Source organism: Apibacter sp. wkB309, assembly GCF_002964915.1.
In the GTDB taxonomy this organism is placed as follows: Bacteria; Bacteroidota; Bacteroidia; order Flavobacteriales; family Weeksellaceae; genus Apibacter.
In genome coordinates this window covers 330,308-343,093 of sequence record NZ_PSZL01000001.1, presented here as the reverse complement: position 1 = coordinate 343,093, position 12,786 = coordinate 330,308, and the positions used below count along the sequence as shown (strand labels likewise).

The window sequence follows — 12,786 nt, the reverse complement described above, 5'->3', positions numbered from 1 at the left end:
ATTTTGGATTACCTTTGTTGCTAATGTTGCTAGAAACATAAATTTACTTTATTAAAAACAATATACTGTGTCCGATAAAAAACTAGTCATAATTCCTACATACAATGAAATTGAAAACATTGAAGATATTATTTCATGTGTGTTTAGCCTGGAAGAGGATTTCGATATATTGATTGTAGATGATTCTTCTCCTGATGGCACAGGAGAGACGGTTGCCGACTTAATCCCAACATATTCCAATCGTCTTTTTTTAGAAGTTCGAAGTACTAAAAACGGCTTGGGAAGAGCCTATATCCATGGTTTTAAATGGGCATTGCAAATGGGATATGATTATATTTTTGAAATGGATGCTGATTTTTCACATAATCCGAATGATTTAATTAAACTGTATCGGGCTTGTAAAAATGGAGCAGATTTAGCTGTTGGTTCTCGTTATTGCCAGGGAGTTAATGTAGTTAATTGGCCGATGAATCGGGTACTACTTTCTTTTTTTGCCTCCAAATATGTGCGTTTGATTACCGGATTGCCCATTAATGATTCTACTGCCGGTTTTGTATGTTTCACTCGAAAAGTATTGGAGGAATTACCTCTAGATCAAGTGGAATTAGTAGGATATGGCTTTCAAATTGAAATGAAATTTAGAGCGTATTGTAAAAAATTTAAAATTGTTGAAATTCCTATTATATTTACAGACCGAACTAAAGGAAAATCGAAGATGAGTGGAGCCATCATCAGTGAAGCTGTTTTCGGAGTAATTAAAATGAAATTTATGTCTTTATTAGGAAAATTATGAGGCTTTATTTATATATGTTTATTAGTCTGTCTTTATTGCTTTTTTCTTGTCAACATCCTCTTGAAAAACCTGATCATCTGCTCTCTAAAAAGGATATGATTGCAATTTTAAGTGACATATATTTATATAAACAAACTCCAACCAATCTTCCATTGGATCAAGAAACTGCTTTTGATACATACGTTTCTATATTTAAGGCTCATCATACCACTAAAGAAATTTTTCAAAACAGTTACATATATTATTATACAGACGTAAATGCTTTACAGCATATATATGATAAAGTTATTGATAATCTTAAAAGTAAATTAACTAAAGATCAACAACAACAATTAAAAGAAGAAGAATCACCCGAAAACCCTTGATAAAAATGAAAATCAAATTTTTAGTTCTATGTATATTTTTTGTCTCAATAGTATTTTCACAAGATAAAAAAATATATAATCCTGATGAACATGCTCAACAAAAAATTGATTCTTGTATTAGTGAAGCTAAAAAAGAAAATAAGTTTATTTTACTTCAAATCGGTGGAAATTGGTGTATCTGGTGTATTCGATTCAATACTCTAACTCAAAATAACGATATTATAAAGAATATTTTAACGGAAAATTATATTGTATATCATTTAAATTATTCAAAAGAAAATAAAAATGAGTCTATTTTAGCTAAGTTAGGATATCCTCAACGTTTTGGTTTTCCGGTATTCGTAATCTTAAATGAAAAAGGTGAAAGAATTCATACGCAGCAATCTGATTTTTTAGAAGACAACAATTCAGGATATGACGTTAAAAAAGTTGAAAAATTTTTAAATGGTTGGTCGCCAAAAGCCCTTGATCCCAATATCAATAATTAATAGAAGGTACTTTCGTTTATTATTAAAAGCATATGTTAGCTAATAAAAGCTATTATTTATTATTCTAAATTTTAAATATGATCTTTATGAGATTTGACAAAAATATATTGTTATCTATAATTTTATGCATATTCGTAGTAAATATTAATGCTCAAAAAATAACATTAGAAGAAATATGGAGCGGTAAATTTTATCCAAAAACCATTTCAGGAATAAAATCTTTAAAAAATGGTAAAGAATATACTATTCTAACTAAAAATGGTATTGAAAAATATTCCTATGAAACCTTTGATAAAATAAATACGATCATTTCGGGTACATATTCCGATTATTTATTTAATAACGATGAAAATTATCTGCTTTTAGAAAATGAATCGTTTCCAATATATCGACGCTCAAAATCGGGAATTTATACTCTGTATAACATAAAAACCCAATCATTTTTTGAGGTTTTCAACAAAAAGCCCATACAAGAACCTATTTTTTCTCCCGATGGTACTAAAATAGCATTTGTTTATGAAAATAATATCTATTATCAAGAATTTCCCTCATTGCAAATAACGCAAGTTACGCATGATGGAAAAAAGAATAAAATCATAAATGGAATTTCAGATTGGGTTTATGAAGAAGAGTTTGCTCATGTCAGAAATTTTGAATGGTCGCCGGACGGAAAAAATATTGCCTTTATACATTTTGATGAATCTCATGTTAAAGAAGTTGATATTCCATTATATGAAAACTATTTGTATCCCGATCATTTCATTTACAAATATCCAAAAGCAGGAGAAGACAATTCTATTGTTAGCTTAAAGTTATATAATTTAGATAAAAAAGAAATTAATACGGTTTCTTTATCTAATTACGAAAACTATTATATTATAAATGTTAAATTCTCACCCAATGGAGATTTATTCGCAATAACTTCCAATCGTTTTCAAAATAAAATTACTGTTTTAAAAATAAACCCAGCCAATCTTAACACTCAATTATTAGTAACGGAAACATCCACTACTTGGATTGAAACTGACAAACTTTATATTAATTTATTAGCCGATGGAAGTTTTATTTTAAACTCCGAAAAAAACGGCTACAATCACTTATATCTTTATAATGCTAAAGGACAATTAGTAAAACCTATTACTAAAGGGAATTGGGGCGTAATTCGGATTTATGGAATGGATAATAAAAATTCCCTCTTATACTTTCAATCCAATGAAAAAGGATCTAGCAATAGGATAGTAGCCTCCGTTAACATCAAAACCGGTAAACAGAAAATTTTAACGGATGAAACAGGAACCCATAATGCTTCTTTTAGTACTGATTTTTCTTATTTCATCGATCAATTTAGTACAGCAAATACACCTCCTGTATTTACATTGAGGAATAATAACGGATCTATATTAAAAACTCTGGAAGATAATTCGTTCTTAGTATCTTATGCCAATAAGAAAGAAATTCAAAAATTAGAATTTATTGAAATTCCTACTAAAAATGGGATTAAGTTAAAATCATACATGATTAAACCTATAAATTTCAGTCCTGATAAAAAATATCCTGTTTTAATGTATGTATACGGTGGACCCGGATCTCAAACGGTAACTAATTCTTGGGATTCACTCAATTATTGGTGGCACCAAATGCTTGCGCAAGAAGGATATATAATTGTTTCCGTTGATGGTAGAGGAACCGGTGGAAGAGGGGAAAACTTTAAAAAATCAACATATAAACAGCTAGGTAAACTTGAACTTGAAGATCAAATTGCTACTGCAAAGTGGTTGCAAACCCAATCCTTTATTGATTCTAACAGAATTGGAATATGGGGCTGGAGCTTTGGTGGTTATTTAACTTCTCTATGTATGACAAAGTCTAATGGATTATTTAAAATGGGAATAGCTGTTGCGCCGGTAACCAATTGGAGATTCTATGATACTATATATACCGAACGATTTTTACAAACTCCACAAGAAAATCCAACAGGATATGATGAAAATTCACCTGTAAACTTTGCAAAAGATTTACAGGGTAAATTTTTAATTATTCATGGAACGGCAGATGACAATGTACATTTTCAAAATTCTGCAGCAATGATCAAAGCTCTTATTGAAAATGGAAAACAATTTGATACAGCTATTTATCCTGATAAAGATCATGGAATATATGGCGGAAATACTCGATATCATTTATATCAAAAAATGACTGATTACATTAAATCAAATCTGTAAGAATTCTTTAAATATTAACATTTACTGTTGATACATATATGTTTTTAGTACTTTTTTGAATTGTATCAAATAAAATTTCACAAGAATAATAAAGAAAATTCACTACTCTTTATCTTATGAGCTTAAGGGCAAAATATAATTTATTAATCCATATTAAGAAATTCAAAGATTTAATTACAAATAAATAAAATCAATTATAATGCTGTAGTTACAGTTTTTATGACGAGACAATATAATTTATAAATTTTAGCTAAAATATTCAAAAAAGATACGCAAAATATACTTTGGCTTTATTTTTGTGATAAAATAAAATAATTTATACTTTATACCTCTTATTAATTTTTCCTTTATACTAATTATTTAATATTTTATTTTAATATAAATTTTTAAACCAACAAAAGAGCAATATGATTGAATTTTATTTTCTGATACATTAGTTATTTTAATATTATTATATTAATACAAACAACTTATTTAAATATTTATTCTAATTTATATTATAACTAATACGGAAATCTTTTTTCTATAAAGGGTTACGTCCAATTATTAATCCCTATACCAAATAAAAGAATGTATTATCTTTGTTTAAAAAATTATCAAGATGACAATATATAAAGCCAGAGAATCGACAGATGTAATTGAAAGATTATATATTACCATGCGTCATCTTTTTAACCGAGGTGGCTTCAAACCAACGGGTACTTCAGGACTTGAATTAAGAAACTATTTATTAAAATTAAATCCGGAAATATATGGATCAATAGCTGATCCGGATAAAGTTGAACTTAATGGGCTCAACTATGTTTTAGATAGGCTCCCCCAAGGTATTGAAGAATGTTCATTTATATTTTTAACCTCCAATGAAGGGTTAGACAAATCATCATTTACCCCTATCTATCCTAAAAAAAGAAGGAGAACTTGTTATCGGGTGGATGAGCATCAAATGAACATTGAAGTTTTATTAGGAAGATCCGAAATTTATGACATCCTTACTCACCTTACTTTTTTATACAATGAAGCCGATAAAATTAGAAAAAGAACTCATGATTTTAACGGAAAAGTAGGAAGAATCTGGATATCTGTTGAAAATGCAGCCTTAAGCTCTGAACCTTTAAAAAGAAAAGAAAGAGAGGTAATTTTAGCCCACATAGCCACCATGCTGGGCAGAAGCTTTGATGAAGTAATTACTGCTTATAAAAACTTTCAAGAAACAAATGATCCTGACCGTTTTATAAAGATTATTTACAATTTAGGAAGGGTAAGTAAAGAAGACGAATTAGGGATTCGAAGAAGAGAAATATTTTTCAGCTCCATTTTGAAGGAAAGAGTGGGTCATCATTTATTTGGTGAAAAATGGGCGGAAAATGTTAAAAAAACATTAATTAAAAATAAGTTAATAAATAAAAAAATTCACATTATAAGCTCCAATATGCATAGTGTGAAAAATATGTTGTATGCTTTTGATTCTTTAAATAAGACTTTTCATGCAGATGAAGAATTAAAAATGTATGAAGATTTAAGTAAAAATTTAGATTTAGTTGATTCTGTAAAAAGTTATGCTCAAAAAAATGGCATGATATACAGTAAAGATACCAGCGGATCAAATATTGACGTTCAAATCTTCGATCTATCTAAAATAAATTTTAAAAACACACCTTTTAAAAATATTAAAAACATAAACAAAGAAGACATTTTAATTGTTTTCGATTATGCTTTCGGAGAACAGGCTTTTGAGATAATGGACGAATTATTAAGGCCAATAAATAATGCGAAAGAAAAATTAAAGCTAAATGTTGACTCAATATCTATCTTAGGTAAAGCCGGAATTTTAGTTGGAAATAAAGGCGATATTATGATTCCAACTGCCCATATATTTGAAGGGACAGCAGATAACTACCCTTTTCATAACCAACTTTCTTTAAAAGATTTTGAGGGATATAATATTAACGCTTATAAAGGAGCCATGATTACCGTATTAGGTACTTCTTTACAAAATAAAAATGTTTTGACTTATTTTATGCAAACATCTTGGAAAGCCATCGGTTTAGAAATGGAGGGAGCACATTATCAAAAAGCTATTCAAGTAGCATCTAAAATACGTCATCATATAGGTGAAAACGTAAAATTAAGATATGCTTATTATGCCTCAGATAACCCTTTAGAAACCGGAAGTACATTGGCCTCCGGAGGATTGGGTTTAACCGGTATAAAACCTACGTATTTGATCACTCAAAAGATACTTGAGCAAATTTTAACTATTAAGAATTAATTATATAAAATAAATGGATAACGAAAATAAAAATTTAAATTTGGAAAATAATAAAAATTTAAATCCAGATCATGATTTTATAAGTCTCTTAGATTATTTTAAAAACATCTTTAAAAATTTTTTTTATTCTACTCTTAATTTTTTTTGGAAGAATATTATAACACCCCTTTTATGGTTTTTTATTTTATTAAAAAGATATTTTTTCATAATAGTAATTACTGTAATAATATTTGGCTTAGTAGGATATTTCAATAAAAGAGTTTTACCTAGCTATTATAATTATGAAATGATTTTAGCTCCTAATTTTAAAAGTGCGTCCAAACTTTACCAACAAATTAATTCATATAATCAATCATGCGGAAAATTGGATAATGCATTTTTCAAGGATTTAAAGTCAATTTCGATCAGTCCCATAAAAACTTTTACAAGCGAACTAGATATTTTCTACCGTTATGTACAAAAAAATTCAGATTTTTATAAAAATGATACTATTTTTTCAAGACAATTTAAAATAGAGGATTTCAGAAAACTTTTGGTAGATACAGATTATCCTAATCATATTGTATACATTACATCTTTAAAAAAACTTTCACCTGATGAAATCAAAAGTAAAATTATAGATCCCATTGAAAATGATATTTTTTATAAAAAAATTAAAGATGCTAATTTAAATTCTCTGGATATTAAAAGCAATCTATATAAAAAAGATTTAAAAGTAATTGATACCTTATTATTATCTATAGCTAAAGGAGACAAAACTAAAGTTTCCTCTTCCATATCATTAAATGGAGAATCAAAGACAAACGTTGAACAAGACTTACTTAATAAATCCTTAGAAATAACCAAATCATTAGCTGAAATTGAAGTTGAAAAAGTTCAAGAATCTCAAGTAATATCATTAATTTCTGAGCCACAATTAGTAAATAGTAAATCTTTATTTTATAAACGTGATACTCTTACTTTCGCATTAGCGGGTCTAATATTTTCAATAGCTGTAATTTTATTAATTCAATTTGTAAAATATTTAAATAAATTTGAAAAAAAACATTCTTAAAATAGCTATTATAGGATACGGCCATATAGGAAAAATACACTTTGAAAATATATCACATAATGAAAATTTAAATGTAGTTGCTTTGATAGATACGGATAATTTTGTTTTGGAAAATAAAAATATCCCTATTTTTCAAAGTATATCAGAATGCCATATTATTTTCCCTGATATTGATTTGTACATAATTGCAACACCTAACGGTTACCATTATAGACAAACGAAAGAAATCCTGGAATTATCTAAAAATGTGTTGGTGGAAAAACCCATTACATTTCATAAATTCCAAATTGAAGAATTAATTACTATTGCAAAGAATAATAATGTTCGATTATTTACCTCTTTGCAATTACGTTTTTCACATATAATAAATCATGTCAAAAATTTAATTGACAATCATTATTTAGGTGAAATTTTTCTTATAAATATTGAATGTTTTTGGAACAGAAATAACCGCTATTATAAAAAAGATTCATGGCGTGGAACAAAACAGTTAGATGGAGGAATACTGTTTACGCAATTTTCTCATTTCATAGACATAATACATTATTTGTTGGGAAAAATTGAATTAATAAGCAATTTAACTACCAATTATACGCATCAAAACGTAATTGAATTCCCCGATAGTGGAATTTTACAATTTAAATCGGGAAAGACACTGGGAAGTATGTGTTACACCATCTCTACCTACGAAAAAAACTTTGAATCATCAATTACTATCATTGCAGAAAAAGGAACAATAAAAATTGGTGGCCAATATTTGGATCAACTAGTACATTATAATGTAAAAGAGAGCTTTTTTAAAGGTATTGATTTACCTAAAGAACCGCTTCATAAATTGTTATATAAAGAAATAGTACACTCGTTAAAAAATTCAACCTCATCTTGTTTAGATGCTGAAAATTCGATTGAAACTATTGATTTTATTGATAAAGCGTCTAGCTATTTAGCCTAAACAAATAGGCTTATTTATAAATTAGTAAAGGAATAATTATTTCCAATCTATAAAATATTTTATTGTAATTTTATCAAAATACAAATCAAAATTTGAATTTTTACTTAAAAATTATTTTTTTGATTAAATATCTTATGAAAAATAATATTTGATTTGTATTTAATATAGTAATTTTGCTATATGAAATTAATTTCACAATTAGGAATTATATTACTGTTGTATTTTATTGGTGAATTAATAGTTTTCATCCTGCAAATAAAGATACCGGGAAGCATAATAGGTATGCTGTTATTACTTGTATCTTTACAATTGAATATCATAAAAGTGGAAGATATAAAAGAAGTGGCTACTTTCTTTTTAAATAATATGCTGATTTTATTTATACCTTTAGGGGTTGGATTAGCTTCCCAATGGGACTTAATCTCTAAGGAATGGTTAGCAATTTTAATATCCATTATACTTAGTACCTTTATCGTGTTATTAACTGTAAGTTTACTTATTAGAAAGAAAAAAGAATGAAGGAATTTTTAGATACTCCTCTTTTTCATATAACGTTAACCTTACTGGTTTTTTGGTTATGTAATTTGTTGTTTACTAAATTTAAATATAAAATACTTCATCCGGGTATAACCTCTATAATCTTATTGATTGTCTATTTAAAAGTGACACATACTTCGTATGAAGATTATAACAATAATACCTCTTTAATTTCTTTTTGGCTGGGACCATCCGTGGTAACTTTGGGTCTACCGCTTTATTTGTATATAAAACATTTAAAAGGCAGTTATATAAGAGTTTTTATCGCTATGATAGCGGGAAGTCTTTCGGGAATTATTTCCGTGGTTGTTATAGCAAAAATTTTAGGTGCTTCAGACATTATAGCTTATTCATTATCTCCAAAATCAGTAACAACGCCTATTGCAATGGAGGTATCAAAAGGACTGGGAGGCATTCCGTCTCTTACTATTGCAATTGTTTTCATTACCGGATTTGTCGGTGCCCTGTTTGGATGGGGATTCCTAACTAAATTAGGAATTAAAGATCACAAAGCAATCGGAATAGCTGTGGGTTCTGCTTCTCATGCTATAGGTACAGCGGAAATTGTTAAAAACGGTGAAAAATTTGGCGCTTACGGAGCACTTGGAATGGCTTTAAATGGTGTACTAACTGCTATATTTGCTCCTATACTAACTCCGTATTTAATCCAACTATTAAATTCGATTGGATAAATATTCGTTGTGGTTAACTTTTTGTAACAATAAATAATTACTTATTAATATAAATTTATCTGATAAGTTTTTATGAAAAAGGCGAATATTTAAATAAATTTTAAAATATATTATGACTAAGAAAAAGAGAATAATTTCTACTAAACATAAAGAGAAACTACGAAATTTAAAAAGAAATATACTTAACATCTTTATAAAAAACCCGAATAAACAATACAATTATAAACAAATATCCACAATATTGGATTACAAAAATCCCAGACAAAGAGAATTTGTAATACAAGGACTTTTAAGTTTGGTTTCTGAGAAACAACTAACAGAAATAAAAACCGGAAAATATCAAATCAATTCCATAAAAGAATCCGTTACCGGAAAAATTGATTTCAGTCAGAATGGTAATGCCTATTTAATTGTCGACGGTCTTGAAAAAGATATTTTTATACCGAAAGGAAAAACAGGAAAAGCTTTACAAAATGACATGGTAAAAGCTATAGTCCATCAATTTAAAAACAGAAAACCGGAAGGAGAAGTAATTGAAATCCTGGAACGTTACAAAACAAAATTTGTTGCAAAATTTGAATATTCTCCGAACAAAAATTTTGGATTTGCAGTAGTTAATAAACCTTCCGTTCACACTGATTTTTTTATACCAAAAGATAAATTCAACGGTGCAAAAAACGGTCAACTGGTAGTGGTTCAACTCCTCGATTGGCAAGATAAAGAAGACAGTCCTACGGGATCTATTGTTGAAGTATTAGGAGATCCGGGAGAAAATGAAACTGAAATCCATGCTATTTTAAGTGAATATGGGTTACCTTATACATTTCCATATGAAGTTGAAAAAGAAGCGGAAAAACTTGATATACGCATATTAGAGGATGAAATATCTAAAAGAAGAGATATGCGTACTGTCACTACATTTACCATTGACCCTATTGATGCCAAGGATTTTGATGATGCACTCTCTATCGAAAAGTTAGACAACGGCAACTGGGAAATCGGAATTCATATCGCAGATGTTTCCCATTATGTAAAACCGGGAACCCTATTAGATAAAGAAGCCTATTTAAGAGGAACTTCTGTGTATTTAGTCGATAGAGTCGTTCCAATGCTTCCTGAAGTTTTAAGCAATAATGTTTGTTCCTTACGTCCTAAAGAAGATAAGTATACTTTTTCCGCCGTATTTGAATTGGATGAGAAAGCACAAGTAAAAAAACAGTGGTTTGGACGAACGGTTATTCATTCGGACAGAAGATTCACTTATGAAGAAGCCCAAGAGATTATTGAGGGAAAAAAGGGCGATTTTGAAGAAGAAATACACACCCTTAATAATTTGGCAAAGCTACTTAGAGAGGACCGAATGAACAAAGGTGCAATCTCTTTTGACAAAATAGAGGTAAAATTTAACTTAGATGAAAATAAAAATCCCGTAGGAGTTTATTTTAAAATTGGAAAAGACAGCAATCATTTAATTGAAGAATTTATGCTTCTGGCCAATAAAAAAGTTTCCGAATATGTTAGTACCAATAAAAAAGGGAATCCAACCGATCGAACTTTTATTTATAGAATTCATGACGACCCGGATCCGATAAAATTACTCTCTCTTAAACAATTTGTGAATACTTTGGGTTATGATATAAATATAACCAATAAATATAAAACCTATCAATCCATCAATAAATTACTTGCCGACGTGAAAGGTAAAGGCGAAGAAAATATGATTGAAACGCTTACCATCCGTACTATGTCAAAAGCAAAATATTCAACCGAAAATGTCGGTCACTATGGTTTAGCTTTCGATTATTACAGTCATTTTACTTCTCCCATACGCCGATATCCTGATGTAATTGCCCATCGTCTCTTACAAGATTTTCTAGACAAAAAACCGTCTGCAAACAAAGAAATTATCGAGAATATGGCAAAACATTGCAGCAATATGGAAAAATTAGCCGCCGATGCTGAAAGAGACAGTATTAAATACATGCAGGTTAAATTTATGGAAAAACACTTAGGTGAATCTTTTGAGGGAGTAATTACCGGAGTAACCGAATATGGTATTTATGTAGAAATTAAAGAATTCGGAACCGAAGGAATGATTAAAACAAGAGATATACGGGATGATGATTATCGCTATGATGAAAAGACCTATTCTATTATTGGACAAAGAACCGGCAATCAATATCAGTTGGGAGATACTGTATTTATTAAAGTTATAAAAGCTAATCTTGAAAAGAAACAATTAGATTTTGAACTTATTGAGAATTGATAAGAATAAATTATTAACCAATTGTACTATATAGTCTGTTTTTTGCTTATATCAAAACAATTTTAATTGTAACGAACCTTTTGCTTCTAACTCTAATAATTTTTTCTTTCTCCACAGTCCTCCTCCATAACCTGTTAAAGATCCATCCGAACCAATGACCCTATGACAAGGAACCAATATAGAAATCATATTCATACCATTAGCATTTGCAACCGCTCGAACAGAAGAGGGCTTACCGATACGTTTTGCTTGAATGGCATAAGTTGAAGTCTTGCCATAAGGTATTTGAAGAAGGACCTTCCATACCTCTTTTTGAAAATCAGAACCAACCCAGTCTAATGGAACTGTAAATTCTTTTAAAGTACCTTCAAAGTAAGAGTCTAATTGTTGTTTTAATTGTTTAAATAAACTATTTTCACTTGGTACAATAGAAGTATTAAAACGCTTTGATATTAATTGTAATTCTCTTTCTAACATTTTACGATCCGAAAATTCCAACAAACATATGCCTTTCTCTGAGGCACAAGCAATCATAGTTCCTAAAGGGGTTGCCAATCGGGTAAGATTAATTAATTGTTTTTCTTTACTCATTTTAGGTGTAATTCCTGTAATTTTTTTAAAAGTTTCATTAAATCCGCTCAACGATTCAAATCCTGAGTCATAGGCAATTTGTGTGATATTATTACCCTCTTTACATTTTTTAAATGCCTCATTTATTCTATACATTCTTTGATACATATGAAAAGTAATTCCATGATTTTTAAGAAACCACCTTCTAACTTTTATTGGCTCAATTCCCATATTCATTATATTAAAGTCTTTTAATTTAATATTGGGGTTGTCTTCCAAATGTTGTAATAATTTATGAATATATTCCGGCGTTTCACCATTCCTTTCCATAGGATGACATATTTTACATGCTCTATACCCTTTACTTAAAGCTTCTTTAGTCGAAGTAAAAAATTCAACATTCTCAAATTTAGGTTTTCGTGCAGAACAGGTAGGACGGCAAAATATATCGGTAGTTTTAACACCAACAATAAAAGTTCCTTCAAATGAACTATCCCTTTCTAATAAGGCTTTGTAAAATATTTTTTTTGATCCATGGAAAAAGTATTTTTTATATCCTTTTTATAATTAAACATCTT

Annotated in this window: 11 protein-coding genes; 10 read left to right on the top strand and 1 reads right to left on the bottom strand. The window is 28.9% G+C overall.

The annotated features are described in order from the left end of the window. Positions 1–67 precede the first annotated feature (67 nt). The 10 genes from C4S75_RS01375 to rnr all read left to right on the top strand — a co-directional run bounded on the left by C4S75_RS01375 (position 68) and on the right by rnr (position 11,638). Positions 68–793 (top strand): polyprenol monophosphomannose synthase, encoded by a 726-nt coding sequence (locus C4S75_RS01375; RefSeq protein ID WP_105296523.1) that lies wholly within the window; start codon positions 68–70, stop codon positions 791–793. After that, on the top strand, positions 790–1,158 hold the full coding sequence (locus tag C4S75_RS01370; protein ID WP_105296522.1) for a DUF4296 domain-containing protein: 369 nt from the start codon (positions 790–792) through the stop codon (positions 1,156–1,158). The genes C4S75_RS01375 and C4S75_RS01370 overlap by 4 nt, the downstream gene beginning before the upstream one ends. Before the next feature lie 5 nt (positions 1,159–1,163). Then, entirely contained in the window at positions 1,164–1,646 is a 483-nt protein-coding gene (locus tag C4S75_RS01365) for a thioredoxin family protein (protein ID WP_105296521.1), read from the top strand. Positions 1,647–1,732: 86 nt separating this feature from the next. Further along, positions 1,733–3,868 (top strand): S9 family peptidase, encoded by a 2,136-nt coding sequence (locus C4S75_RS01360; RefSeq protein ID WP_105296520.1) that lies wholly within the window; start codon positions 1,733–1,735, stop codon positions 3,866–3,868. A gap of 601 nt (positions 3,869–4,469) precedes the next feature. Next, positions 4,470–6,137, top strand: coding sequence for a hypothetical protein (locus C4S75_RS01355; RefSeq protein WP_105296519.1), 1,668 nt, complete (start codon positions 4,470–4,472; stop codon positions 6,135–6,137). Between the two features lie 286 nt (positions 6,138–6,423). Next, the gene (locus C4S75_RS01350; RefSeq protein WP_146105540.1) at positions 6,424–7,191 is read left to right on the top strand and encodes a hypothetical protein; all 768 of its coding nucleotides are present in this window, start codon (positions 6,424–6,426) and stop codon (positions 7,189–7,191) included. Beyond that, positions 7,172–8,143, top strand: coding sequence for a Gfo/Idh/MocA family protein (locus C4S75_RS01345; RefSeq protein ID WP_105296517.1), 972 nt, complete (start codon positions 7,172–7,174; stop codon positions 8,141–8,143). The genes C4S75_RS01350 and C4S75_RS01345 overlap by 20 nt, the downstream gene beginning before the upstream one ends. Positions 8,144–8,323: 180 nt before the next feature. Next, positions 8,324–8,662: a CidA/LrgA family protein gene (locus tag C4S75_RS01340; RefSeq protein ID WP_105296516.1), complete on the top strand. Its 339-nt coding sequence runs from the start codon at positions 8,324–8,326 to the stop codon at positions 8,660–8,662. Next, positions 8,659–9,372: an LrgB family protein gene (locus tag C4S75_RS01335; RefSeq protein ID WP_105296515.1), complete on the top strand. Its 714-nt coding sequence runs from the start codon at positions 8,659–8,661 to the stop codon at positions 9,370–9,372. Before C4S75_RS01340 ends, C4S75_RS01335 begins: the two co-directional genes overlap by 4 nt. Positions 9,373–9,484: 112 nt before the next feature. Continuing rightward, positions 9,485–11,638: a ribonuclease R gene (gene rnr, locus C4S75_RS01330; RefSeq protein WP_105296514.1), complete on the top strand. Its 2,154-nt coding sequence runs from the start codon at positions 9,485–9,487 to the stop codon at positions 11,636–11,638. A 51-nt stretch (positions 11,639–11,689) separates the two neighbouring features. On the opposite strand, the gene C4S75_RS10225 is transcribed toward rnr, so the two are convergent. Then, positions 11,690–12,730 carry a bifunctional transcriptional activator/DNA repair enzyme AdaA gene (locus C4S75_RS10225; RefSeq protein WP_105296513.1) on the bottom strand — a complete coding sequence of 347 codons (1,041 nt, stop codon included), beginning with the start codon at positions 12,728–12,730 and terminating at the stop codon, positions 11,690–11,692. Between the last annotated feature and the right edge of the window lie 56 nt (positions 12,731–12,786).